The sequence below is a fragment of the Methylophilus glucosoxydans genome (assembly GCF_042676145.1).
GTDB lineage: Bacteria > Pseudomonadota > Gammaproteobacteria > Burkholderiales > Methylophilaceae > Methylophilus > Methylophilus glucosoxydans.
This window is the reverse complement of record NZ_JBHTJW010000003.1, coordinates 177,618-204,080: the sequence shown is the minus strand read 5'-3', so window position 1 is coordinate 204,080 and position 26,463 is coordinate 177,618. Positions and strand designations below refer to the sequence as shown.

The following is a 26,463-nucleotide window of genomic DNA, read 5'->3' as shown; positions in this document are numbered from 1 at the left end:
GGCGGCCACCTGTCAGCACCACTTGCTTTTCAAAAGCAATCCTCATCCAAGCAAGGTTACCCCAATAGAGAAAAGGAGCAACACATGAACGCTAACCTACACCCACGCTTGCGTCAAGTTTCCGCAGCCATCTTGCTGGCGGCACTTGGCTCCCCTGCAATGGCAGAAGAAGAAGTTCTGCCTGAATACACTTTTATGGACGCGATTAAAACCGGTAAAAATCTGACCAGTTTCAGACTACGTTATGAGTATGTCGATCAGGATGGCTTACAGCCGGCCACTTTTGCCAACGGCAGCCCTAACCCGACTGCCAATCAAGCCCTGGACAACGCCAACGCCATGACGATGCGCAGCCTGGTTGGCTGGCAAACGGCCCCGTACCACAACTGGAGTTTTGCCGCGCAACTTACCAACGTCAGCAAACTGCAAGATGATTTCAACGATGGCACTAACCCAGTGCGTGTCAATGGCGCCTCTAATGAGAGCGACAAGATTAATTACGCCAAAGTAGTGGATCCTGACTATACCGATGTGAACCAGCTGTTTGTAGACTGGACCGGCATTAAAAATACCAAGGTGCGTTTAGGACGACAAATTGTCAACCTGGACAATGTGCGTTTTATTGGGGATATTGCTTTCCGCCAAAATACACAGGTCTTTGATGGTCTGTCCATCTTGAACAAGTCAATTCCAGATACTGAAATTTTCTATGCTCACTTTGACCGTGTCCGCCAGATTTTCACGACGCACAGAAGCGGCGACCTCGACATTTTGAACACCAGATACCGTATTTCCCCGACCGAATTTCTGGTTGGCTACGCTTACCTGAGCGACTTTGACAATCTGGGCTTTGGCAATGCCTGGTTTGGCACCGGAACAGCCAATTATGCCGCCAGCCAGTCCAACAAAACGTTTGGCGTACGCCTCGATGGCACACATCCATTCACACCGAACTACCGCGCGCACTACACTGCCGAATATGCCAAACAGGATAATTACCGGGGTGGTGATAGCCGCATTGATGCGCATTACTACAAGCTGGGCGGTGGCTTCGGGATTGATAACTTCAATATGCGTGTCGATCAGGAATTGCTCTCCAGCAACAACAATACTTTCGCGTTCCAGACTCCTTTTGGTACCAACCACCTGTTTCAAGGTTGGGTAGACAAGTTTCTGGTCACCCCACGTGAGGGCATTAAAGATACCTTTGTCACAGCCACTTACCGTTACGGCGACTTTCTGTTCTTTGCCGATTACCACGTGATTGACTCTGACAATGACTTTTATACCGTGGGCAGCGGCACCAACCGTAATGGCAGCCGTTACGGCACGGAATGGAATGCCGCCGTCACCTGGAATATCGATAAAAACTGGATGACCAAGTTTGAATACGGAAAATTCAGTGAAGGTGACCAGTTTGGACTTGGGCCGAATACCACCAGCAATGCTGCTGGCACACGTGGCCGTTTCCGTGATACCGAAAAACTGTGGCTGACCGCCATGTATACGTTCTAAACGGACGTCTCGTCTGTAAGCAAAGGAGCCCCTCATGTCAGCAAGCAAAGTGTATTTAATCGGTGCCGGTCCTGGCGACCCTGAGCTCATCACGCTCAAGGCAGTCAAGGCCTTGCAGCTGGCAGAGGTGGTGCTGGTCGATGACCTGGTCAACCCGGAACTGCTCAAGCATTGCCCGCAGGCGCGTATTGTGCCGGTGGGCAAGCGCGGCGGTTGCAAGTCTACGCCACAGCATTTTATTCACCGCATGATGATCGCCCTGGCCGAACAAGGCCAAACCGTGGCTCGCCTGAAAGGCGGTGACCCGTTTGTGTTTGGCCGTGGTGGCGAAGAAATGCTGGCACTGCGCGCCGCCAATATTGACTACGAAATTATTCCGGGCATGACCAGTGGCCTTGCCAGTTGCGCCAGCATGGAGGTACCGGTGACCCACCGCGCCTACAACCATGGCGTGACGCTGGTCACTGGCCATACCAAAGATGGCGGCCCCCTGCCCTGGCAAGCGCTGGTGGCCAGTCATACCACGCTGGTCATTTACATGGGCATGCAGCATCTGGCTGAAATCTGCCGTGAACTGATTGCTGCAGGCATGCCCACAGACATGCCCTGCATGGTGGTGGAGAACGGCACACGCACCGAACAGCGTGGCCTGACCTCAACGCTGCAAGCCATGCCTTACCTGGCCCATCAGCAAAGTCTTAAAAGTCCGTCCATTATTGTGGTCGGCGAAGTGGTGAAATTAGCCAGAAACAGCCAACAGGAACAAGATTGGCAACAAAACCTGCAACACTGGCTCAGCATCGGCGATGCAGCATAAGCGCTGAAAGGAGTGATTCAATGATAAAACAGAAACTGGTAGTGGTTGGTAACGGCATGGCTGGCATGCGGACGGTGGAAGAACTGCTCAAGATTGCGCCGGACATGTACGACATTACCGTGTTTGGCGATGAGCCTTATCCCAACTATAACCGCATCATGTTGTCGCCCGTACTGGCCAACGAGCAGACCATCGATGACATTATTCTCAATAGCCGCGAATGGTATGCCGAACACAACATCACCTTGCATACCAGCGCCCGTGTCAACAAGATAGACCGCAAGGCCCGCACCGTGACCGCCGAAAACGGCCTCACGGTTGAATATGACCGCCTGTTGCTGGCAACCGGCTCCAAGCCGTTCATCTTGCCAATTGCAGGTGCAGACTTGCAGGGTGTGCTGGGCTACCGCGATATCAAAGACACCAACGACATGATCGCTGCGGCCAAAATCTACAAGCATGCAGTGGTCATTGGCGGCGGCTTGCTGGGCCTTGAGGCCGCCAATGGCCTCAAGGTGCAAGGCATGGACGTGACCGTGGTGCACAAAAACGAATGGCTGCTGGAACGCCAGCTCGACAAGACCGCAGGCAAGATGCTGCAAAAATCCCTAGAAACGCGCGGGCTGCAGTTCTTGCTGCAAAAAGACACGGAGCAATTGATCGGAAAAGACGGCCGCGTGGTCGCCGTGCGCTTTAAAGATGGCCAGGAAGTGCCTGCAGACCTGGTGGTGATGGCGGTGGGCATCCGCCCCAACTATGCGCTGGCCGAATCGGCAGGCATTTATTGCAACCGCGGCATTGTGGTGAGCGACACCATGCAGACCTATGACCCGCGCATTTATGCCGTGGGCGAATGCGTCAACCACCGTGGCATTGCTTATGGCCTGGTGGCCCCCTTATTTGAAATGGCCAAAGTGTGCGCCACACATTTGGCCAACTTCGGCATTGGTGTATACAAAGGCTCGGTCACTTCGACAAAATTGAAGGTGACCGGCATTGATTTGTTTTCTGCCGGTGATTTTATGGGCAGTGACGATGCCGAAGAAATTTTGCTGCACGACGCGGTCGGCGGGGTATACAAAAAACTCGTGATTAAAGATGACACCATCATCGGTGCCGTGCTGTATGGCGATACGACGGATGGGGCCTGGTATTTCCAGCTGCTGCGCGACAAAAAGCCGATCCACGAAATCCGGGATCACTTAATGTTCGGGCAGGATAGTCTGGGCAATACCGGCCACCAGGGTCAGGACAAGGTGTCTGCCATGACCGACGAAATGGAAGTCTGTGGCTGTAATGGCGTCTGCAAAGGCACCATTGTCAAAGCGATCCAGGCACAAGGCCTGTTCACACTGGATGACGTCAAAAAACACACCAAAGCTGGCTCCAGTTGTGGCAGTTGTACCGGCCTGGTTGAGCAGATTCTGGCCTCGACGCTGGGTGGCGGTTACGCGCCGCCTTCGAGCAGCAAAGCCGTGTGTGGCTGCACCGACTTTAACCACGAAGAAGTGCGTGACGAAATCCGCAAACACAAATACCTGAGCATTCCGGCCGCCATGAAGGGCATGGGCTGGAAAACGCCGAATGGCTGCGCCACCTGCAGGCCGGCGTTGAATTATTACCTGATTTCCACCTGGCCGCATGAAGCCAAGGATGATCCGCAGTCACGCTTTATCAATGAGCGCGTGCATGCCAATATCCAGAAAGACGGCACTTACTCTGTGGTGCCGCGTATGTACGGCGGTGTCACCTCGCCCGAGCAATTGCGCAAAATCGCCGATGTCGCCGACAAATACAAGGTCCCCATGGTGAAAGTCACCGGCGGTCAGCGCATCGACTTGCTGGGCGTGAAAAAAGAAGACCTGACCGGCATGTGGGCGGACCTCGATATGCCGTCCGGTTATGCTTACGGTAAATCGATCCGCACGGTCAAAACCTGTGTTGGCTCGGAGTTCTGCCGTTTTGGTACCCAAAACTCCACCCAACTGGGCATTGATATCGAAAAAGCCTTTGACCATATGTGGGCCCCGCACAAGGTGAAGTTTGCGGTCTCAGGCTGCCCGCGCAACTGTGCCGAATCCGGGATCAAGGACGTCGGCGTGATCGGCGTGGATTCCGGCTGGGAGATTTATGTCGGCGGCAACGGCGGCATCAAGACCGAAGTGGCGCAGTTTCTGTGTAAGGTGAAGACCGCTGAGGAAGTGATTGAATACTCGGGCGCGTTTATCCAGCTCTACCGTGAAGAAGCACGTTATCTGGACCGTACCGTGCACTGGATAGAACGTGTCGGGCTGGATTATGTGAAAAAACGCATTCTTGAAGATGCTGAAGGCCGCAAAGCGGCATATGAGCGTCTGCTGTATGCGCTGCAAGGCGCGGTGGACCCGTGGGCAGAACGCGTCAACCAACGTGATGCCCACAAAGAGTTCGACACAATTACCGTGTAACGACAAATACTGTTTAAATGAAAAGTGGCGTGCCATTCTCCTGATTGCACGCCCGGGAGATAGATGATGCAAAAAAGTTTTTGGGAAGTGGGCCATAAACCCACCCTGTTTTCGGCCTTCTTTTATTTTGACCTGAGCTTTATGGTCTGGGTCATGTTGGGGCCGCTGGCGGTGCAAATCGCCGCCGACCTGCAATTGAATCCGGCACAAAAAGGCCTGATGGTCGCCACCCCGGTACTCACAGGCGCGCTGCTGCGGATAGTCATGGGCGTGCTGGTGGATCAGCTCAAGCCGAAAAAAGCCGGCCTGATTGGTCAGGTGATTGTGATTGGCGCGCTGCTGACAGCCTGGCTGCATGGCATCCATACCTATCAGCAAGCGCTGTTGCTAGGCATGTTTCTGGGCTTCGCCGGTGCTGCATTTGCAGTGGCCTTGCCACTGGCTTCGCGCTGGTATCCACCAGAGCACCAGGGCACCGCGCTGGGCATTGCCGGGGCAGGCAACTCAGGCACGGCCCTGGCGGCCTTGTTCGCCCCTGGCCTGGCCGTGGCCTTTGGCTGGAACAATGTATTTGGCCTGGCACTGATTCCACTGGTGCTGGCGTTGCTGGTCTATGTCACGATGGCCAAAGACGCCCCGGATACGCCTGCGCCAAAATCGCTGTCGCAATACCTGGCCGTGCTCAAAGATAAAGATGCCTGGTGGTTTATGTTTTTCTACAGCGTCACCTTTGGTGGTTTTGTGGGCATGGCGTCTTCATTGACTATTTACTTCCACGACCAGTATGGCCTGGATGCGGTGCACGCGGGTTATTTCACTGCAGCCTGTGTCTTTGCCGGCTCACTGGTGCGCCCCATTGGCGGTTGGTTGGCTGACCGCATCGGCGGTATCCGTTCACTGAGCACCATGTATGTGCTGGCAGCGGTATTCCTGTTTATCCTAAGTTTTGGCATGGCTAGCCAGTCACTAGGCTTGCTGGTAGTAGTGCTCGCCATGGCAGCACTTGGTATGGGCAACGGCGCGGTCTTCCAGCTGGTGCCCCAGCGTTTCCGCAAGGAAATCGGCGTCATGACCGGCTTGGTCGGCATGGCCGGGGGCGTTGGTGGCTTTTACCTGGCGTCCAGTTTAGGCTACTCTAAACAAGTGACGGGCAGTTATCAGGTCGGCCTGACCATTTTTGCCGGCTTGGCAATTCTGGCGCTGATCGGCCTCTCACGCGTAAAAAACCGCTGGCGCACCACCTGGGGCGCAGCCACAGTCACCAGCGCCAAAATTTAATGGCATCGGACAACCGCCCAGCATTGAAATGTTAGCGTCATCACGGACCCCTGCATGAAATTACGGATCAGCGTCGGCGAAAGCAGCCTCACCGGACCGCGGCCTCGTAACGAGGACTACGTAGGCCTGGTGACGCCTGCCGATGCGCAGCTGGAGATCAAGGGCGCCCTGCTGGCGGTGGCTGATGGCATCAGCGGGGGGGCTGGCGGGGCCGAAGCTGCCGAGATGACGATACGCACGGTGTCGGCAGATTATTACGCCACGCCCGATACCTGGACCATCCAGCATGCGCTGGACAAGGTGGTTCAGGCGGCTAACCGCTGGGTGCTGTCGCAGGCACGCAAACACAGCCAGATGGCCGGCATGGCGACCACGCTGTCCATGCTGGTGCTACGCGGTCAGCGCTATGTGCTGGCGCATGTCGGCGACACCCGCATCTATCGCCTGCGCGAGCAGTCGCTGCAATGTCTGACCACCGACCATGTCTGGGACCGGCCAGATATGCGGCATGTACTCAAGCGTGCAGTCGGCCTCGATGACCAGTTGAGCGTGGATTATGCCGAAGGCCTGCTGCAAACCGGCGATGTGTATGCCATTATCAGTGATGGTGTGTGGGCCGCACTGGGCGAGGCCGAGCTGCACAAAATATTGATGCTTTACCATACACCGCAGTTGATGGCCGAACACCTGACCCGGCAAGCGCTGGAACAAGGTGGTCAGGATAATGCCTCTGCCGTGGTGGTGCGTATCGATCAGCTCGGACAAGACCACCTGACCGACATGCTGGCCGATGCCTTGAGCCTGCCGGTGCCGCCCAAGCTGGCGGTGGGCGACACCCTGGATGGCTTTACCGTCACCCGCGTGTTACATGATGCACGCATCAGCTTGTTATATCAGGTAAAAAATGCCGCCGGGCAATTATTTGTGCTGAAAACCCTGCAACCCGCCCGCGCTGAGGATAAGGCCAGTTGCGAAGCCCTGCTTAATGAAGAGTGGCTGGGCAAGCGCGTGGTGTCGCAATGTGTGCCGCAAATTTTGCCGCTCACGCGCGAACAGCGCACGCATTTATATTATGTGATGACCTGGCATGAAGGGGCCACCTTGCAGCAACGGCTGGATGCCGGCCATCACTTCACCATCAATGGCGTGGCCAATATCGGCCAGGATCTGTTGCGTGGCTTGAGCATGCTGCACCGGCTCAATATTGTGCACCGCGATATCAAACCGGCCAATATTCACCTGGGTAGCGATACACGGTTGCGCATCCTCGATCTTGGCGTCGCGCTTAACACCACGCTGCCCATGCCCGAGCAGATGGAAAATCCCGGCACGCCCAGCTATATGGCGCCGGAATTGTTTGACGGCAAACTGGCCGACCGCCAGGCGGATATTTATGCCGCAGGTGTCACGCTGTATCACCTGCTGACACGCAAGTATCCCTATGGTGAAATTGAGCCGTTCCAGTCGCCACGCTTTGGTGAACCGGTGCGCCCCAGCCGCTACCGCCCCGAGATTCCGGCCTGGCTGGAAAACCTGATTCTAAAAGCGATTGCCCGCAAACCGGAACACCGCTTTGAAACCGCCGAAGAAATGCTGCTGGCGCTGGAGCATGGCGAACTCAGACCCATTGTCATCCCGCGCACGCCGCTGATTGCCCGCGCGCGGCTGGTCAAATGGCAGTGGCTGGCCATCATTTCATTGTGCGTGAATGTGTTATTGATTTATTTGTTAATGGTCTCATAAGCCAGTAACAAATTGGAAAAGAGGAAAAAATGCGTTGGACTAAAATTTGCCCGCTAAACGACATCCCAGCCCTGGGTGCACGTGTGGTGCGTCATGGCGAGACCGACATTGGTGTGTTCCGCACTGAAGATGACCGCGTGTTTGCGCTCAACAACCGTTGCCCGCACAAAGGTGGCCCGCTGTCGCAAGGCCTGGTCTATGGCGACAAAGTCGCCTGCCCATTGCATAGCTGGAAAATCAGCCTGGTCGATGGCCAGGCCGAAGCGCCCGATGTCGGCCAGACTGCCTGCTATGCAGTCAAGGTCGAAGATGGCATGGTCTATCTGCAATTAAACCCGTAATTTTCAGGCAACACGGACAGCTCTCTTATGTCGCAACAGCAACAACTCCAGACTGCAAACGATCTGCTCACCGCAGTACCGGTCTCCTTCCATCCGCAACGACGTGAAACCCGCAGCACCTGCTGCTATTGCGGTGTCGGCTGTGGCGTCATCATTACCACCGAGGGTCAGCAGATTGTCGATGTCAAAGGTGACCCCGAGCATCCGGCTAACTTTGGCCGCCTGTGCACCAAGGGTTCGACCCTGCACCTGACCGCCAAACTGGACGCACGCGCCCTCTACCCGGAGCTACGCCTGTCGCGTGACCTGCCGCGTACGCGCGTCAGCTGGGATACCGCGCTCGATCATGTGGTTGAGCGCTTTGCCGAGATTATCAACACCCATGGCCCGGATGCGGTGGCTTTTTACATCTCTGGACAGTTGCTCACCGAAGATTATTATGTATTTAACAAGCTGGCCAAAGGACTGATTGGCACCAACAACGTCGATACCAACTCGCGCCTGTGCATGAGTTCTGCCGTCGCCGGTTACAAGGCAACGCTGGGCGCCGATGCACCACCGGCCTGTTATGAGGATATCGACCATACGCAATGCCTGTTCATTGCCGGCTCCAATACCGCCTTTGCCCACCCGATTGTGTTCCGCCGCATTGAAGATGCCAAGGCGAAGAATCCAGACATGAAAATGGTGGTGGTAGACCCGCGTCGCACCGATACCGCACAACTGGCAGACTTGCACCTGGCGATCTTGCCCGGCACCGACGTGGCGCTGTTTAACGGCCTGTTGCATGTGATGCTGTGGGAAGGCCTGCTCGATATGGCCTATATCCGCAACCACACCGAAGGCTTTGAAGCGCTCAAGGAAACCGTGCGCGAATACACGCCCAAGATGGTAGCCGATATTTGTGGCGTGCCTGAGGCCGATATCATTCAGGCCGCCAAGTGGTTTGGTGCGGGCCCGACCTTGTCCATGTATTGCATGGGACTGAACCAGTCCATCCATGGCACCGAAAAAAATGCTGCGCTGATCAACCTGCACCTGGCCACCGGCCAGATCGGCAAGCCCGGCGCAGGCCCGTTCTCGCTGACCGGTCAACCCAACGCCATGGGCGGCCGCGAAGTCGGCGGTATGGCCAACCTGCTGTCGGGCCACCGCGACCTCGCCAATGCCGAACACCGTGCTGAAGTCGCGCGCTTGTGGGGTGTGCCCGACGTCCCGGCCACCCCGGGCAAAACCGCAGTAGAAATGTTTGAAGCCGTAAAGAATGGCGAAATCAAGGCGATCTGGATTGCCTGCACCAACCCCGCACACTCGATGCCAGACCTCAACAATGTGTTGGCCTCCCTGCAACAGGCTGAGCTGGTCGTGTTGCAAGATGCGTTTAACAATACCGACAGCAATGTCTATGCGGATGTATTTCTGCCTGCCTCGACCTGGGGCGAAAAAGAAGGCACGGTCACCAATTCGGAGCGCCGCATCACGCGCGTGCAGCCAGCCGCCCCCAAGCCGGGTGAAGCCCGTCATGACTGGGAGGCAGTGGTCGACTTTGCCCACCGTTTGGCACAAAAACTGGGTAAACCAGACACCCTGTTTAACTACCCGAATACCGAAACCATTTTTAACGAGCACCGTGAAAGCACGCGTGGCCGCGACCTTGATATCACAGGCTTGAGTTACCAGATTCTGGAAACCCGCGGGCCACAACAATGGCCGTTTAAATCGGGCGCCAGCCAGGGCGAAGCCCGCTTGTACACCGATGGCGTGTTCCAGAAACCGGGCGGTAAGGCGCATTTTGTCAGCGCGGTGTACAAGCCGACCGCCGACAAGCCGGACGCGCGCCATCCCTTCCGCCTGCTGACCGGCCGCCTGCGCGACCAATGGCATGGCATGAGCCGCACCGGCACGCTGGCGCAGCTCTATAACCATGTCGAAGAGCCAGTGGTCTCCATGCATGCCGATGACATGCAACGACGCCAGATCAGTGAGGGCGACATTGTTAAACTGAGTAACAAGCGCGGTGAGTTAATCATCAAGGTGCAGCAATCAGACGAAGTCAAACCGGCCGAGCTGTTTATCCCCATGCACTGGGGCAGCCAGTTTATGCACGGCTTGGGCGTGAATGTGTTGATGCCACCGGCTTTTGATAAAACCTCCAAGCAACCGGAACTCAAGCACACGGCGGTCAAGATCGAAAAGTTGAGCTTGCCCTGGCAAATGACGGTGATGCGCAGCTGCAACGACCTGCACTTGCTCGCCAACATCCGCACGCTATTGGTGGCCTTTGATTACGCCACCGTGGGACTGTATGGCCGTGGCAACGGCATGCTGATTCTGCGCGCGTCGCACCACGCTGCCCCGGATAGCCAGCTGATCGCCCGGCTGGATCAGTTGCTTGGCATGGTCGAAGATGCGCCCATGCTACGGCTGGATGATGTCAAACGCGGCATCAGTAAACGCATTCTGGTCGAGCAAGGCCAGGTCAGCGCGGTGCGCCTGATTGGTGAAATGCTGGCCGCAGACTGGCTCAAGCAAGTCATGCTCGAAGGCCAGTTCACCGACGAATTGCGCAAATGGGCACTGGCGCCGCTAGCGGCGCCCCCCACTGGACAAAAATCACGCGGCAAGATCGTCTGTAACTGCCTGGATGTCTCAGAAAACGAGATTATCGAAACCTGCCAGCAGGGAGCAGATTTACCGACGCTGCAAGCCAAGCTAAAATGTGGCACCAGTTGCGGCTCCTGCGTGCCGGAACTCAAGCGGCTGGTCAAACTGCATGGCAAAACCCATGCGGGATAAGGACATCACGCGCGCACCTGAATGCATTTGATCGCCTGTCGGCACAGGATTGCGCCAAGGATGGTGCAATCCTGTGCACATGCCTCATTAGCGTGCACCAGACCAATGGCAGATGGATCGCGCGGTGCCCGCAAGCTCAAACATACGCGCAATATCGCAGATAAAACACATCAGGAACAATGACTTAGCATAAATCCCGATTCATCTGCGCCCCCATCCTGGCGGTTGGCATGCCAATTGCTTTTTTTTTATCACAAAGTGGCGTTTTGTCATGCCATTTTTAAATCAGAGATTTTCCATCGTCGGCAAATCTCATACTGGACAACGGCGTCCATAGCTTGTTTCGCAGTATTGCAATGTGCAATCGCGGCATAGGCTATGGACGCCGTTTTTGTTTTTAGGCTTTGAGTTTGATAACGCAATGCTCGCAACTGACATGAAAAACATCGTGACACTGCCTGCTTGCATCTGATTAGGAATACAAGATGAATCAACACACACGCATCCTCGTCGTCGGCAACGGCATGGTGGGACATTACTTTGTGCAAGAACTGGTGAAACGCCACCCTGACCTGGCCGCCGCCAACCTGCAAGTCACCGTGCTGGGCGAAGAACCACGCCCGGCTTATGACCGCGTGCACCTCTCCAGTTTTTTCTCGGGCAGCACGGCGGAAGACCTGTCGCTGGTCGAGCCTGGATTTTATGACCGGCCGGGCCTGACGTTGCGCCTCAATGCCCGCGTCAGCCATATAGACCGCCACCAGCATACCGTGACACTGACAGACGACACGATCTTGGCCTACGATAAGCTGGTACTGGCAACCGGCTCTTATCCATTTGTCCCTTCTGTCGCCGGGCGTGACCGTGAAAACTGTTTTGTCTACCGCACCATTGAAGATCTCGAAGCCATGACGGCAGCAGGCAAAACCGCCAAGAGCGGTGTCGTCGTTGGCGGTGGCCTGCTGGGCCTGGAATGTGCCAAGGCATTGAAAGACATGGGCCTGGAAACCCATGTGGTTGAATTTGCGCCCCGTTTGATGGCGGTGCAAGTAGACGAAGCGGGCGGCAAAGTGCTGCGCAGCAAAATTGAGGAGCTGGGTGTACACGTGCACACCAGCCGCAATACCACGGCGATTGTCGATGGAGCGACTGCGCGCCACCGTATGGTGTTTTTTGATGACACCTGGCTGGAAACCGACATGATCGTGTTCTCTGCCGGTATCCGCCCACGCGATGAACTGGCACGTGAATCCGGCCTGGCCATCGGCGCGCGTGGCGGTATCGCCATTGATGACTTTTCCCGCTCCAGTGACCACAATATTTACGCCATCGGCGAATGCGCCAGCTGGAACGACGAGATGTTCGGCCTGGTCGCGCCTGGCTATGACATGGCCCGCACTGCCTGCGCACACCTGCTGGGTGAAACATCGACCACTTTCCAGGGCGCAGACATGAGCACCAAGCTCAAACTGATGGGCGTGGATGTCGCCAGCGTCGGCGATGCCCATGGCAAAAGCCATGGCTGCCGCAGCTACCAGTACACCGATGAAGTGCGCAATATCTACAAAAAAATCGTCGTCAGCGAAGATGGCAAAAAGCTGCTGGGTGCGGTGCTGATTGGCAATGCCGATGAATACGGCACGCTGCAACAGATGACCGTCAACGAAATGCCGCTGCCGGAAAATCCTGAATTCCTGATTCTGCCAGCCAGTGATGGCAAGGAAAAACCTGGCCTCGGCGTGGATGCCCTGCCAGATACCGCGGTGCTGTGTTCTTGCAATAACGTCAGTAAGGGCGCAATTGGTGAAGCCGTGGCGGCTGGCAATTGCAGCATAGGCGCCATCAAGTCTTGCACCAAAGCCGGTACCGCTTGTGGCGGCTGCGTGCCGTTGGTGACGCAGGTGATGAAAGCGCAGATGGTCAAGCTGGGCATGACCGTCAACAATCACCTGTGCGAACACTTCCCGTATTCGCGCCAGGAGCTTTACCACCTGGTGCGTGTGGGCCAGATCAAAACCTTTGACCAGTTACTGCATAAACACGGCCAGGGCTTGGGCTGCGACATTTGCAAACCGACCGCCGCTAGCATTCTGGCCTCATGCTGGAACGAATTTATCCTGAAAAAAGACCTGGCGTCCTTGCAGGATTCGAATGACTACTTCTTGGGTAACATCCAGAAAGACGGCAGCTACTCAGTGGTACCACGCATGCCGGGCGGCGAAGTCACCCCGGACGGCCTGATCGCCATCGGCCAGATCGCAAAAAAATATGGCTTGTACACCAAGGTCACCGGTGGAGCGCGCGTGGACATGTTTGGCGCCCGCGTGGAGCAATTACCCAATATCTGGGAAGAGTTGATTGCTGCTGGCTTTGAATCTGGCCATGCCTACGGCAAATCGCTACGTACGGTCAAAAGCTGCGTCGGCTCCACCTGGTGCCGCTATGGCGTGGATGACAGTGTCGGCCTGGCCGTACAGCTGGAAAACCGTTACAAAGGCCTGCGTGCCCCGCACAAGATCAAGTTTGGTGTCTCGGGCTGCACGCGTGAATGCGCCGAAGCGCAAGGCAAGGATGTGGGGTTGATTGCGACTGAAAATGGCTGGAACCTCTATGTGTGCGGCAATGGTGGCATGAAGCCACGCCATGCCGAGCTGCTTGCAAGCGACCTCAGCAAAGAAGACGCCATCCGCATGATAGACCGCTTCCTGATGTTCTATATCCGCACGGCTGACCGCCTGCAACGCACCAGCACCTGGCGTGATAACCTCGAAGGCGGCCTGGATTACCTCAAGCAAGTCGTGATTGAGGATTCGTTAGGGCTGGGCGCTGAACTGGAATCCCAAATGCAACACGTGGTAGACAACTATCAGGACGAGTGGAAAACCGCCGTTACTGACCCCGAAGTGCGCAAGCGCTTCCGCAGCTTCGTCAATAGTGTGGCAGGTGACGACAATATTGTCTTCGTCAATGAGCGCAACCAGATCCGCCCGGCCACGCCCGCAGAAAAACAGCAGACCGCACCTGCCGCCAAGGTCATCCCCATCCTGGCAGCAACAGAGTAATCAAGGAAACCGTCTATGAATCAGTTACAAGCAACAAACGCCCAGCCTGCCGAGGCAGGCGCATGGCACCCAGTGTGCGCACTCGAGGATATCTGGCCGAATATGGGGGTCTGTGCCCTGATTGAAGGCCAACAAATTGCCATTTTCCGCCTTAAAGACGACCAGCTCTACGCGCTGGATAATCACGACCCGCATAGCGAGGCCAATGTGCTATCCCGCGGCCTGGTCGGTGATTTGGGCGGCGAGCCTGTAGTCGCCTCGCCGATTTACAAGCATCACTACCAGCTACGCACTGGCCTCTGTCTTGAGGACGCAACCGTGTGTCTGAATGTTTACCCGGTCGAAGTCAGGAATGGCAAGATATGGGTGCAACGATAACCAGGGTGACTCAGAGGACAGACCGATGCACGCCATGAAAAAGACCGACAAACCCGGCCAGCACACCATCCTGAATAGTGACCGCATGGTGGCGCTGATCAACCTTTCTGGCCGCCAGCGCATGTTGTCGCAACGGATCGTGCTCAACCTGATGATGAGTACGCACCACCCAGAAGCGCTGGCCCATGCTAAAGAAGCGCTGGCCTTGTTTAGCCAGACGCATACACTTCTGGTCAAAGGCAACCATGAGTATCCCGGTGTTTATTTTGCCGCGCTGGAAAAAGTATTGTTTGGCCCGGAAGATAACGAGGCCAAAATCCGGCAATTTATTCAACATTGCCAACAGGCGATTAGCGCCTGCGAAAGTAATCAGGGTCTGCCTGCAGCCATGATCCCCTTGCTGGGCGAAGAGGCCAGCTTGATCGTGGCCGTCCTCAACCAGATTACGGTCACGTACGAAAATGAATCCAAACACTGCGAACTGCTCAGACGCAAAAAGCAGGAAAACCTGATGAGCAGCATCCAGAAGATCGCCAAAGAAGCCAAGATTGTTTCATTTAACGCGCAGGTCATCGCCGCACGGTCTGGCGACGCCGGCAAGGAGTTTGCCGTGGTCGCCAGCGTCATGACCGACATCACCAATGAAATTGAACAACTGGTGGCTAAAGCGCTGGTGAGTGATTAACGCCATAAAAACACCATCACCATCAGCGCTGATGGAGGATGGTGATTTGTTTGCGGGCGAACGGCAGTGCCAGTCACTGTCGTCGCGCATTATGCGGGGATGACGCAATCATTCCCCATGGGTTAGCCGTGGTGTTCATGGGCAGCAGCCACTTGATGCTGTGACTGCACATTATTTTCCATCACTTGCTCGATAAAGGGATTCTGGCTGAGGCTATCATCAGACGCACTTTGTGCGCTGGCCTGGCTCGATTCAAACTTGGTATGCAGCATCGTTTCAACCGCGTTCAAATCTGTGGCGTTTGAGTTGTCGGCCGCAAAACCAGCGACTGAAAAAGACAACAGAACAAGGGTAGATAACAGTTTCATTTTTGACTCCTAGTGATAAACAACAGTACGTTGTGAGGTGAAATTTACGCGGAGTCTGGGAGGAAATGAAATTGTTTGTTTGAATGGATTTATTCAAACAAACAATGGAACCTTTGGCGTCTTACGGCGAGCTTACAAAGGCTTAAATAGGGAGGAGATTCCCTTGACGATAGATTGATGCCCATCTAATATCAAACCCCATAGGAGATGACATTCCTCCTTGGGAGTCGCGAGTAAATACTTCCTCAACCGCCCAGTGCTGATGATGTCTACACGAACCCGGGACGGGGGGTGTAGACACGACCATACGCCTTGTCCTGATATTGAAACCAAGCTTGGGACAAGTCTCTTGAAATTGACACCAGTTCACACACCACAGACCTTGTTACGTCAACATTCGGTTCGGATTTCCTGTCCGCCGCAACCCTATCCGCCTGTCTTGCCCAAGCCGGGGCCTGACCCTGCGCCGCCACCGGAATGATGAGATGCATGCCCCACCATTCGTTTTGACCAATGTGGAAAAGATTGCCTGCCAGCGCCTCTGACCCCACACTCAGCCAAGGACCGATAAGCCATGAACTTACGTGATTTGAAGTATTTATTAGCCGTCTCTGAATATAAAAACTTTAGCAAGGCGGCTGAACATTGTGCAACCACGCAGCCCACTTTGAGCAATCAGATCAGAAAGCTGGAAAACTATCTGGAGGTGGAGATCTTTGAAAGAGGCACGCATTTTGTGCGCGTCACCCCTGTGGGAGAAAAGATTATTGAGGCGGCCACGCAGGTGATCGAGCATGCAAACCAGATTGTTCACATTGCTCGTGAAGCCAGGCAGCATGCCTCTGCCAAGCTCACCTTTGGCAGTTTTCCGTCTCTTGGGCATGCCCTGCCACTGCAATACATCTTCCATCTAAAACAGCAGTTCAAGCCATTTAAAGTGCAACATGTGGAAGAAGATGTGGATGTGCTCATCGATTTATTGGTGAATCAGGAAATTGATTTTGCCTTGCTGCCATTGCCGGTCACGCATGCCAGTCTGACGGGCATCAAACTGCTGGATGACCCGTTGTACGTAGTCGTGCCCAGCCATCATGCCTATGCCTCATGCAAAAGCCTGCAACTCAGTGATTTAAACCAGCAAGCCCTGCTGTTTCTGGTGGAGGATCAGTCGCATTACCGGCAAATTCTGGAGCATTTTGATGCCAATTTTGCCCGGCAGCATTTGGACAAAGATGATGATTTCAAGGCGGTGAGCTTTGAAGCGCTCAGGATGATGGTCAAACATGGTTTGGGGCTGGCCGTGATTCCTGGCACAGCCATCAACCATGAGGATCATGATGTGCACTATATCCCCTTTGCCTTACCGGCGATTGGTCGCTCGATTGGCGTTTACTGGCATAAACATCATGCGAATCCGACCCTATTGCAAGCGATCTGTACCTATTTGCAAACCACGATGTCCGCCGAGAACACGCTGTTTTAACCCGTCATCCAGCCATTGCCATTGACGGATATTGGCATGCAACCGCCTCATCCGGCCTTAAGGCCGCTATCGACATATGCCATCGCATGCAGAGGTCAGCATCCAGAATAAATTAACATAAATAAATATCCCCGATAATTATATTCATAAAAATCAATCATTTAAGCGTATGAATCGGTTTTTATTGGCACATACTCACCAACGACTTAAAGGTTTAATAGCAGACTCATAGCGTGTAAATATTACTAAAGAGGACTTTTTTCATGCAAATTGCACGTCTCAAGCTGTCTACCTTGATAGTCAGCGTTTTGACGACTATCCTGCTGGCTGTTTGCCTGTTCGTGTTTTTGAATATGCAGGCCAATAAAACAGTGGCGATTAATGGGGAGCAATACAACAAGATCATAGACCAGAAGGATCTGGTCGCTGACGTATTACCCCCGCCGGAGTATTTGATCGAAACCTGGCAACTGATCCTGCAAAGTGTCGCCATGAATGCATCATCAGCGGCCCCCCTGCAGCAAAAAGTCAGCGTCCTTAGGGCCGAGTTTGAAAAACGCCATGCTTACTGGGAGAAGAAACTTAATAACCCCGAGATCAAGCATTTGATGGCTGAACAGCTGTATGCCTCAGGCCAGGCTTTTTTTGCAATATACGATCACAAATTTATCCCTGCGCTGAATGCGCAGGATAAAAAGCAGATTGAGTCTGCATTGCACGAGTTAAGCGCTGCCTACGAGGCCCATCGAACAATTGTTGATCAAGTGGTCATCTACACAAACAAGACAGCGCAAACGCTGGAAGCTGAAACAGCGCAAGTCATTTCCAAGGGTGAGATCGCCAATTATGTGATGGTGTTGCTGCTGATCGCGTTTGCCAGCGGCTTAGGCTATTTCATCGTCAGCACGGTTAAAAAACGTTTGGGTATGGATCCTGTTGAGTTGTCAGAGCTGGCTGGCCGCTTTTCTGATGGTGACTTTTCAGCGCACATTGCATTGCCTGTTGGCGATGAAACCAGTGTCGCGCACTCCATGCAGGTACTCCAACGCACGCTGAGCAAACTCTCAACGGAAACCAACCGGCTGGCGAAAGCAGCGATTGAAGGGCAATTGTCTACGCGTGCAGAGACGGTAGCCTTTAATGGCGAGTTCAAGCGTTTGGTCGAGGGCTTTAACCAGACGCTGGATGGTGTGATTGTGCCGTTAAATGTGGCGGCGAGCTATGTGGCAGATATCTCCAAAGGCAATATCCCTGACAAGATTACTGCAACGTATCATGGCGATTTCAATGCCATTAAAGATAATCTTAATCATTGCATTGATGCCGTGAATGCGCTGATTGCGGACGCCAATATGTTGTCAGAGGCGGCGGTTGCCGGACGCTTGTCTACACGTGCAGACGCCAGCAAACATGAAGGCGATTTCCGCAAAATTGTTGAGGGCGTGAACCATACGCTGGATGCGGTCATTTCTCCACTCAATGTCGCTGCAGAATATGTGGATCATATTGCCAAAGGCCACATTCCACCTAAAATCACGGACACTTACCATGGCGATTTCAACACCATTAAAAATAACCTTAACCAGTGCATTGATGCCGTCAATGCGCTGATTATGGATGCCAATCACCTGTCACAGGCCGCCGTCAAAGGCAAGCTGTCTACACGGGCGGATGCGAGTAAACATAATGGCGATTTTAGAAAAATTATTGAGGGCGTGAATCACACGCTGGATGCGGTGATTGTGCCGCTGAATATGGCGGCCAGCTATGTCGCGCGGATCGCGCATGGCGACATTCCTGCCGAGATTACCGCCCCGTATTACGGCGATTTCAACGAAATAAAAAACAACCTGAATACTTGCATCCAGGCGATTAATCAACTACTCGAGGACTCTGCGCTATTGGCACAAGCGGCCAAGGAAGGACGTATCCAGGTGCGGGCTGACGAAATGAAACATGCTGGTGATTTCCGCAAGGTGATTGCAGGCGTCAACCAGACGCTGGACCTGATTGTTGAACCGATTAAAGCCGTACGACAGGCAGTTGAAGCGATTGATACTGCAGCCAGTGAGATCGCCAGTGGCAATAACCAACTTTCGCGCCGGACGGAAGACCAGGCAGCGAGCCTTGAAGAAACCGCCGCCAGCATGGAGCAATTCGCTTCTATCGTCAAACATAATGCAGAGAATGCTCACGAAGCCAACCAACTGGCGCTGACAGCATCAAACGTGGCTGAAAACGGCGGCCAGGTTGTACGCGAGGCCATTGCCAGCATGAATGCAATGAATGAAAGTGCACGCCAGATTGAAGACATCATTGCCGTGATTGATGGCATCGCCTTCCAAACAAATATCCTGGCCTTGAACGCAGCCGTAGAAGCGGCGCGCGCCGGCGAACAGGGCCGAGGCTTTGCCGTGGTGGCGAATGAGGTCGGCGCACTGGCACAGCGCTCATCCGTCGCTGCAAAAGAAATCAATGGCTTGATTAGCACCTCGGTCAATAACACCTACGATGCAGTCAAACAGGTAGACCTTGCTGGTAAAACCATGGAAGAGGTGGTCAGTTCAGTGAAAAAAGTCTCTGAAATCATGCGAGACATCAGTGAAGCCTCGTTTGAGCAAAGCAAAGGCATAGAACAAGTGAATCAGGCAATCACCCACATAGACGAAGCCACGCAGCAAAATGCGGCACTGGTCGAAGAAGCCGCCGCGGCAGCAGAATCATTACTGGATCAGGCTAACCAGCTGAGCCAGTCCGTCCAACGCTTCAAACTGGATCAACCCGACCATACACCCCATAGCTGGAAGTCGACCGAGCCTGAAGAAGAGGAAGATGCTCTCATGCGCATGACGGGAACATGAGCGGGCTCACATTGGCCGTGGTGACAAGATCAACCTTAAGTTTCCTGTGAATCTTAACGGGCTTTTGCCCCTGAGAGCGCGCTAAAACTGACGGCGCTGATCACCAGCACGGCACCAAACAATTGCCCCTGCGTAGGTGGAACGTGCTCAAAAGCGGCAATCACCATGGTGGTGACTGGAATCAGGTTCATGAAAATCGCTGCTTTGGCAGGGCCTAAATGTTTAATGCTGGCATTCCAGAACAGGTAAGCCAGGACGCCGCCGCCCAGTGCCATAATCAACAAGGCCAACCCGGCATGTGCCGTTGGCATCACCAACGGGCTACCGTTGCATGCCGCAGCCAGGCTCAATGCCAGCGCCCCCACGGTCATGATGCCGGCAGTGCTGGCAATCCCGCTCACCTGCTTAGGCATCATTTTCTTCACCAACACGTTATAAACCGCCCAGTTGAGCGATGCAATCATGATATACAGGTCGCCCGTCGCAATCGTCCACTCCGCCCCTGCCCCCAGCACCACAATGGCGACGCCAGCAATGCCCACCGGGAAAGCCAGCAGCTGCGCCAGCTTGGGCCGCTCACCGAGGATGAAATAGCTTAAGATCGCGGTCAAAAGCGGGTTTAAGGCCATGATCAACGCGCCATTAATCGCCGAGGAATGTGCCATGCCCAAAAAGAAAAACAAGTTAAAACCAAAGACACCCACAATCCCCAGCGTCAAGTACGCCTTCCACTCACGTAAGGGAATTACCGCCTGTGAAAACCGGGCAATCAGGATCATGACCATCGCCGCAATCGTATAGCGGCTGGCACCGGCCAGATAAGGGCTCATTTCAGCCAGCACAGGTTTTGCCAGGTTGAAATTGGCTCCCCACAGAATCGCTGCCAGGGTAGCCATCACATAGGTTTTAATCAGACTCATCTCATACTCATCGTTTACTTATTCATACCATTTTGTAGAACTTGGCTGTGCTTGCTTATGCCAATTTATCATCCGAGACTCGATACGTTGGATCCTCCAGCAGATTGACTTCTATAATGGCTTTGGCACTTTCCAGCAGTTCCTGACAATCAGGGCTTAAATGCCGTAAATGCAGTGACTTGCCTACCGCACGATATTTTGCAGCCAGGCTATCAATCGCCATCAAGGCAGAATGATCCATCACTTTTGCATGTTTAAAATCAATCACAACCTGCGCGTCATCACTGGCGGGATTAAACAGGGCCTGGAAATTAGCAATCGATGCAAAAAACAAGGTGCCATGTAGTTGATGTACGGTCATGCCGTTCTTATCTTTTTCTGTGTAAACCTTCAGTTGTTTGGCATGCTCCCAGGCAAACACAAGCGCAGAAACAATCACGCCAGCGATCACAGCAATCGCCAGATCAGCGATAATAGTCACGCCACCGACTAACAAGCCGACAAACACATCCTGCTTAGGCACTTTGCCAAACAAATTCAGCGTGCCCCATTCAAATGTTTTCTCGGCCACCACAAACATCACGCCAATCAACGCGGCCAGCGGGATCATTTCGATCCAGCGCGATGCAAATAAAATAAATGACAGTAGAAAAAGTGAGGTCGCAATGCCAGACAGCCTTTTAAGGGCGCCATTGTTGATATTGATCATGCTTTGACCGATCATCGCGCAGCCTCCCATGCCACCAAAAAAAGCGGTCACAACATTTGCCATCCCTTGCGCCATGGCTTCCCGGTTGGGGCGCCCTCGTGTTTCTGTCATTTCATCAATCAAATTGAGTGTGAGCAAGGTTTCTATCAGGCCAACGGCAGCCAGAATGAGTGCATAGGGGAAAATGATATAAAGTGTTTCTAACGTCCAGGGCACTTCCGGGAAATGAAACGTTGGTAATCCACCGGCAATCGAGCCCAAATCACCTACCGTCTTGGTATCCAACCCCAAATAAATCACACTCGTAGACACCACAATGATTGCTGCAAGCGTAGAGGGAATCGCTCTCGTCAATCTGGGGAGCAAATAAATAATGGCCATGGTGATCGCAATCAGCCCTAGCATAATATAGAGCGGCGCACCACTCATCCATCCATATGAGCCATCTGCCTGTATCGTTTTAAAATGATTAAACTGTGCAAGAAATATGACTATCGCCAATCCATTTACAAAACCCAGCATCACTGGATGCGGCACCATACGAATAAACTTGCCCAGTTTGGCCACCGCAAACAGGATTTGTAATAAGCCCATCAGGATAATTGTCGCAAACAGATACTGCACCCCATACTGAACGACCAGCGCCACCATCACCACCGCCAGGGCCCCTGCAGCACCGGAAATCATGCCTGGTCTACCGCCGAAAACAGAGGTGATCAAAGAAACTAGCACTGCCGCATACAGCCCAGTGAGCGGCGACACATGTGCGATCAAGGCGAAAGCAATGGCTTCTGGCACCATGGCCAGCGCCACCGTGAGCCCACTAAGCACATTGGTCTTGATTTCAGAAAATTTCAGTGAGGATTGATCAGCAAACATATTGATTCCTAGAGTAACTGGTGAGTCCCAATGGTCAGCCACATCAAGCCACCATCATTGGGAGATGAGTCAACGTTCACGCTGAACAAGACTTGTAACGATGACGGAGACTGCATAGAAGCAGTCAGATCCTGCGCTTTTCTCAATGCGTCAGGGCGACTGGCGGAGCGCACTTAACACAGACTGCAATACGCCAGGAAACTTCTGTTCGATCTCTGCCAGCCGCAAGGCATTCATATGCTCGGTGCCTTCGATGATGGTTTCGACCACGCCGGCTGCGCGTAGGATTTTAAAGTGATGCGACAGGCTGGACTTGGGCCGGTTAAGATCAAACTCTCCGCAAGTCATCTTTCGGCCCGCGGCTGCCAGACGCCCGACAATTTCTAGCCGGGTTGGGTCAGACAAGGCATACATGAGGTCGGTAAGTTCGACCTGTTCTATGCTGGGATGTTTAATTTGTCGCATGGTCTGAATTTATCATACCTCTTGATATTATTCTATTGTTCGATTATATTCGAACAATAGAATTTAAACCCATTCTGCAACACACATTTGTTAAAGGACGTTTTATGGCTGATTTGTTTTCTCGTTTCCAGTTAAAAGCAGTGACCTTAAGAAACCGTATTGCGGTGCCGCCCATGTGCCAGTACATGGCCGAAGATGGTGTCGCCAATGACTGGCACCAGGCGCATTACGCGACACTGGCCCGCGGTGGCAGTGGCCTGGTGATTGTGGAGGCGACCGGCGTAGCACCTGAAGGCCGCATTACACCTGGGTGTCTGGGCATCTGGAATGATGCGCAAGCAGAGCAATTGCGCAAGATTGCGGCGGCCATCAAAGCTGCAGGCGCAGTCCCCGGCATCCAGATAGCGCATGCCGGCCGCAAAGCCAGTGCCAACAAACCCTGGGAGGGCGATGACCATATGGCCGAAAGTGATCCGCGTGCCTGGCAACCGATTGCACCTTCTGCCCTGGCCTTTGGCGGTGGCTTGCCGCGTGTCCCCCAAGCCATGACGCTAGCAGATATTGCCCGCGTACAAAATGACTTTGTGGCTGCGGCCAAACGTGCACTGGCCGCTGGTTTTGAATGGCTGGAAATCCACTTTGCACATGGTTATCTGGGGCAAAGCTTTACCTCGGCGCACTCTAACCAGCGGACCGACCAATATGGCGGTAGTTTTGAAAACCGCTCACGGTTTACCATTGAGACCCTGGAAGCCATTCGCGCCGTCTGGCCGGAGCATCTGCCACTGACAGCCCGCTTTGGCGTGATTGAGTATGATGGCAAAGATGAAGAAACCTTGAATGAGTCTATCCAGCTGGTGAAAGCCTGGCGTGATCGTGGCCTGGATATGCTCAGTGTGAGTGTCGGCTTTACCATCCCTGAAACCAATATTCCCTGGGGACCCGCTTTTCTGGCGCCGATTGCACAGCGCGTGCGTCAAGAAGCCGGGATTCCGGTGTCTTCCGCCTGGGGCTTTGGTGCCCCCACCCTGGCGGATGGCGCCATCCGCAACGAGCAACTGGATCTGGCCATGATTGGCCGCGCGCACCTTGAAAATCCGCATTGGCCTTATTTTGCGGCCAAGGCGCTAGGCAAGGATCAGGCCGCCTGGGTGTTGCCCGCCCCTTATGCTCATTGGCTGGCGAGATATCACAACCCTAGCGAGACGGTTAAAAAGTAAGCCTGGGTAGCCACAAAAAAAATAAACCTGCTTGCGCAGGTTTATTTTTTTGTTTGGCAGCGGTGCATTTATTCGGCGGGCTTGTCCATCAATTCCATTTCATCACTGGCCATCAACCGCTCGATGTCCACCAGAATAATCATTTCACTCTCAACTGTTGCCAGACCAATCACATAGTTGGTGTTAATCCTTGTCACCAGTGTCGGCATTTCACGCAGATTCTCTTCGTACAACTCTCGCACATCCGATACACCATCGACAACGATGCCGACGACGCGACCACTGAGGTTCAGAATAATGACGACCGTGAATTCGTTATAGACCACCTCGCCCAGATCAAACTTGATACGCAAATCCACGATAGGCACAATTTTGCCGCGCAGGTTGACCACGCCTTTGATAAAGGCAGGCATATTGGCAATATGGGTCACCGGATCATAGCCGCGGATCTCCTGTACTTTGAGGATATCAATCCCGTATTGCTCGTTGCCGAGAATAAAAGTCAGGTATTCGCCCGCTGTCTGTTTTGCGCTTGCACTGTCTGCACTGTTATTTTGTGTCGCTGCATTCATAACTGCTTCCTTAGATGAACTCATACACACTGACATTTTTGGGGTAGAGCCATGCAAGCAAACCCTTGTCTGCATCGCATCGCACTTGCCTGGCCCTCAGTATGGGCTTGATTAAAACTGAATAGCAATCGCCGTCGCTGCAATCAAACTCTGATCAGTCTGACGACGGCCCGACTCATTAAAAATATCATCCCTGCTTTGCAACTGACGCAGCTCGGCACGCACAGTGACACGCGGGCACACTTTATAATCGGCATTCACCGAGTAACCCATGGTTTTAAAACCGTTGGGAGTGCCGGTGTTGATAATCACCCCCTGTTTGTCCTGATAGTATTCCACGCGCCCGGTAACACTGAACTGGCTGGAATACTGATACTTGGCCAGTACAGCAGGCGCCAGCCACACATTGTAGCCGTCGCCCTCTCCTGGCGGTTTTTCTTCGGCGCCAATATCAAACGCGGTAATCAGGCTCCACTGCTCATCCAGCTTGAAGATGCCATAAAAGTCATGAAAATAACGCATCTGCCGCGCACGGTCAGATTTGTCATTGCCGATAAACGAGCTGCTATTGAGCGTCACCCGATCATTCGGTTTATAGGTGAGCTGATGGCCGATGGACGGTGTTGTGTTGCCTTGCGGTGCACGGATGCGCTGCCAACCACTCAACACCAGGCCACTCGCCATCCATTTGCCATCGGCTGAGGTATAACTGAGTTTGGCCCCTGTTTCAAAATAAGGCGAACTCTCTGCCATCAAGCTCCGCGTCAGCGTCCAGTTCTCGGTGCCGATCGCACTTTCAAAACCCAGATGCGAGGGCATCACCCCGGCATCCAGCCAGAGATCGTGTTTGTCAGAAAGCTTGACACCCGCATTGGCTTCAAAGATATGTTGCAAGTCTTTGGGCTCGGCAGCGTAATTGGCGCGCATATAACTGCCCGAAGCCAGCGCCAGATTGCCGCGCACACGTTGCGTATTCAAACTGGCCTTGACCATGGCCAGATTGATGCTCAAATCATTGGCCCGGTTATGGCTATAGATAAAGTCGGGCCGTTTATGGTTGGGCGGATCATTAAAATCACGCACATAGTAGGTCTCGAGGTAGCCACTCAAGCTCAAGGGTGAGGACACCGCTACCGGCGTCTCCTCCGCCTTGACAGACAGTGGCAAACTACTGGTCAACACCAACAGAGTCGAAACAATCTTACTTAAGTTCATATGCATTTAACGACAGATTGCGCTAAAAATTAAAACGGATCGCCGTCATGAGGACATGATTCTCACGGTCTACGGTTTTGGTATTTATAAACTGGTTCAGATAGCCGATATCTGCATTGCTAAAGTCGCTGAATTTCCAGTTCACGCCCAGAAACAGGCGGTTCTGGTCAAACCCTTTGCGCGGACCCCAGTGTGTATCGTTAAAGTTGATAAACAACTCGTCATACACCACCCAGGATAATTGCGGATTCAAGCTCGAAGGCAGACTGGCGCGCACCATTTGCCGCCAGCGATAGGCATGCTGGCTAAAGTCCTCGCGCTCACGGTTTTCCAGCCTGGAACGGCTGCTCAAGCTCACGCCGCCAATCGGGTCAAACTGGTAAGAAAACTGCTGCCACAAGCGGTTTTCCTGATAGGCCGAGGCGCCTGCCGGATGATTGATAATCGTGTCATAACCCAACCAGACACTGGCCTTGGGCGTCACCTTGTAAAAAATGGACGGGCGCAGAATCAGCGTATCAAAATGCTTGCCCTCATCACGCCAGCGCGGATGCGTGTCCATGCTCCAGTATAAATTCTCTACCGGCAATTTACCTTGCGCATAAATATTGAGCCAATAACGGCCGTCTTCTTCAACTTCTGCCCGAGCAAGACTTGAAAAAATGAGAGAAATCAAAACGATGACACAACTAAATACACGCACGGCAAC

At 53.7% G+C, this 26,463-nt stretch carries 20 protein-coding genes and 1 riboswitch; of the genes, 13 read left to right on the top strand and 7 right to left on the bottom strand.

The genetic code is table 11. The annotated features are described in order from the left end of the window. The first annotated feature begins 84 nt into the window (after window positions 1-84). The 10 genes from ACFQ1T_RS12735 (at window position 85) to ACFQ1T_RS12690 (ending at window position 15,062) form a co-directional block, all read left to right on the top strand. Entirely contained in the window at window positions 85-1,515 is a 1,431-nt protein-coding gene (locus ACFQ1T_RS12735) for an alginate export family protein (protein WP_194747228.1), read from the top strand. A gap of 34 nt (window positions 1,516-1,549) precedes the next feature. Further along, window positions 1,550-2,332: a uroporphyrinogen-III C-methyltransferase gene (gene cobA / locus ACFQ1T_RS12730; RefSeq protein WP_379077354.1), complete on the top strand. Its 783-nt coding sequence runs from the start codon at window positions 1,550-1,552 to the stop codon at window positions 2,330-2,332. Window positions 2,333-2,352: 20 nt separating this feature from the next. Further along, entirely contained in the window at window positions 2,353-4,779 is a 2,427-nt protein-coding gene (gene nirB, locus ACFQ1T_RS12725) for a nitrite reductase large subunit NirB (protein ID WP_379077351.1), read from the top strand. A gap of 66 nt (window positions 4,780-4,845) precedes the next feature. After that, complete coding sequence (locus tag ACFQ1T_RS12720; protein WP_194747231.1) at window positions 4,846-6,057, top strand: nitrate/nitrite transporter; 1,212 nt, start codon at window positions 4,846-4,848, stop codon at window positions 6,055-6,057. 54 nt (window positions 6,058-6,111) lie between these two features. Then, the gene (locus ACFQ1T_RS12715) at window positions 6,112-7,800 is read left to right on the top strand and encodes a protein kinase domain-containing protein (RefSeq protein WP_379077348.1); all 1,689 of its coding nucleotides are present in this window, start codon (window positions 6,112-6,114) and stop codon (window positions 7,798-7,800) included. A gap of 29 nt (window positions 7,801-7,829) precedes the next feature. Continuing rightward, on the top strand, window positions 7,830-8,141 hold the full coding sequence (gene nirD / locus ACFQ1T_RS12710) for a nitrite reductase small subunit NirD (protein WP_194747233.1): 312 nt from the start codon (window positions 7,830-7,832) through the stop codon (window positions 8,139-8,141). A 27-nt stretch (window positions 8,142-8,168) separates the two neighbouring features. Further along, window positions 8,169-10,937 (top strand): nitrate reductase, encoded by a 2,769-nt coding sequence (locus tag ACFQ1T_RS12705; RefSeq protein ID WP_379077345.1) that lies wholly within the window; start codon window positions 8,169-8,171, stop codon window positions 10,935-10,937. A gap of 485 nt (window positions 10,938-11,422) precedes the next feature. Beyond that, complete coding sequence (gene nirB, locus ACFQ1T_RS12700) at window positions 11,423-13,999, top strand: nitrite reductase large subunit NirB (protein ID WP_379077342.1); 2,577 nt, start codon at window positions 11,423-11,425, stop codon at window positions 13,997-13,999. Between the two features lie 15 nt (window positions 14,000-14,014). Continuing rightward, window positions 14,015-14,377 carry a nitrite reductase small subunit NirD gene (nirD, locus tag ACFQ1T_RS12695; protein WP_379077340.1) on the top strand — a complete coding sequence of 121 codons (363 nt, stop codon included), beginning with the start codon at window positions 14,015-14,017 and terminating at the stop codon, window positions 14,375-14,377. A 34-nt stretch (window positions 14,378-14,411) separates the two neighbouring features. After that, window positions 14,412-15,062: a type IV pili methyl-accepting chemotaxis transducer N-terminal domain-containing protein gene (locus tag ACFQ1T_RS12690; RefSeq protein ID WP_379077337.1), complete on the top strand. Its 651-nt coding sequence runs from the start codon at window positions 14,412-14,414 to the stop codon at window positions 15,060-15,062. 122 nt (window positions 15,063-15,184) lie between these two features. Here ACFQ1T_RS12690 and ACFQ1T_RS12685 read toward each other — a convergent pair whose 3' ends face one another. Further along, window positions 15,185-15,430 carry a hypothetical protein gene (locus ACFQ1T_RS12685; protein ID WP_194747237.1) on the bottom strand — a complete coding sequence of 82 codons (246 nt, stop codon included), beginning with the start codon at window positions 15,428-15,430 and terminating at the stop codon, window positions 15,185-15,187. 194 nt (window positions 15,431-15,624) lie between these two features. Further along, window positions 15,625-15,709: riboswitch (Fluoride riboswitch) on the top strand. Between the two features lie 295 nt (window positions 15,710-16,004). Here ACFQ1T_RS12685 and ACFQ1T_RS12680 point away from each other — a divergent pair. Beyond that, entirely contained in the window at window positions 16,005-16,913 is a 909-nt protein-coding gene (locus ACFQ1T_RS12680) for a LysR family transcriptional regulator (protein ID WP_313983644.1), read from the top strand. A 263-nt stretch (window positions 16,914-17,176) separates the two neighbouring features. Then, a complete protein-coding gene (locus ACFQ1T_RS12675) occupies window positions 17,177-19,774 on the top strand; it encodes a methyl-accepting chemotaxis protein (protein WP_379077334.1) in 2,598 nt (865 codons plus the stop codon). A 53-nt stretch (window positions 19,775-19,827) separates the two neighbouring features. Here ACFQ1T_RS12675 and ACFQ1T_RS12670 read toward each other — a convergent pair whose 3' ends face one another. From ACFQ1T_RS12670 to ACFQ1T_RS12660, 3 genes are all read right to left on the bottom strand, one after another. Further along, window positions 19,828-20,694 (bottom strand): DMT family transporter, encoded by an 867-nt coding sequence (locus ACFQ1T_RS12670; protein WP_379077332.1) that lies wholly within the window; start codon window positions 20,692-20,694, stop codon window positions 19,828-19,830. Between the two features lie 55 nt (window positions 20,695-20,749). After that, the gene (locus ACFQ1T_RS12665) at window positions 20,750-22,282 is read right to left on the bottom strand and encodes a SulP family inorganic anion transporter (RefSeq protein WP_379077329.1); all 1,533 of its coding nucleotides are present in this window, start codon (window positions 22,280-22,282) and stop codon (window positions 20,750-20,752) included. Window positions 22,283-22,432: 150 nt separating this feature from the next. Further along, window positions 22,433-22,747 (bottom strand): ArsR/SmtB family transcription factor, encoded by a 315-nt coding sequence (locus ACFQ1T_RS12660; RefSeq protein WP_379077326.1) that lies wholly within the window; start codon window positions 22,745-22,747, stop codon window positions 22,433-22,435. A 104-nt stretch (window positions 22,748-22,851) separates the two neighbouring features. Here ACFQ1T_RS12660 and ACFQ1T_RS12655 point away from each other — a divergent pair, with 104 nt between their 5' ends. Then, a complete protein-coding gene (locus tag ACFQ1T_RS12655; protein WP_379077323.1) occupies window positions 22,852-23,967 on the top strand; it encodes an NADH:flavin oxidoreductase/NADH oxidase in 1,116 nt (371 codons plus the stop codon). A 68-nt stretch (window positions 23,968-24,035) separates the two neighbouring features. Here the strand turns inward: ACFQ1T_RS12655 and ACFQ1T_RS12650 are convergent, their stop codons facing one another. From ACFQ1T_RS12650 to ACFQ1T_RS12640, 3 genes are all read right to left on the bottom strand, one after another. Beyond that, complete coding sequence (locus ACFQ1T_RS12650) at window positions 24,036-24,539, bottom strand: chemotaxis protein CheW (protein ID WP_194747246.1); 504 nt, start codon at window positions 24,537-24,539, stop codon at window positions 24,036-24,038. Between the two features lie 111 nt (window positions 24,540-24,650). Further along, window positions 24,651-25,754 (bottom strand): porin, encoded by a 1,104-nt coding sequence (locus ACFQ1T_RS12645; protein WP_379077320.1) that lies wholly within the window; start codon window positions 25,752-25,754, stop codon window positions 24,651-24,653. 22 nt (window positions 25,755-25,776) lie between these two features. Continuing rightward, window positions 25,777-26,457: a DUF2490 domain-containing protein gene (locus tag ACFQ1T_RS12640; protein ID WP_379077317.1), complete on the bottom strand. Its 681-nt coding sequence runs from the start codon at window positions 26,455-26,457 to the stop codon at window positions 25,777-25,779. Window positions 26,458-26,463 lie beyond the last annotated feature (6 nt).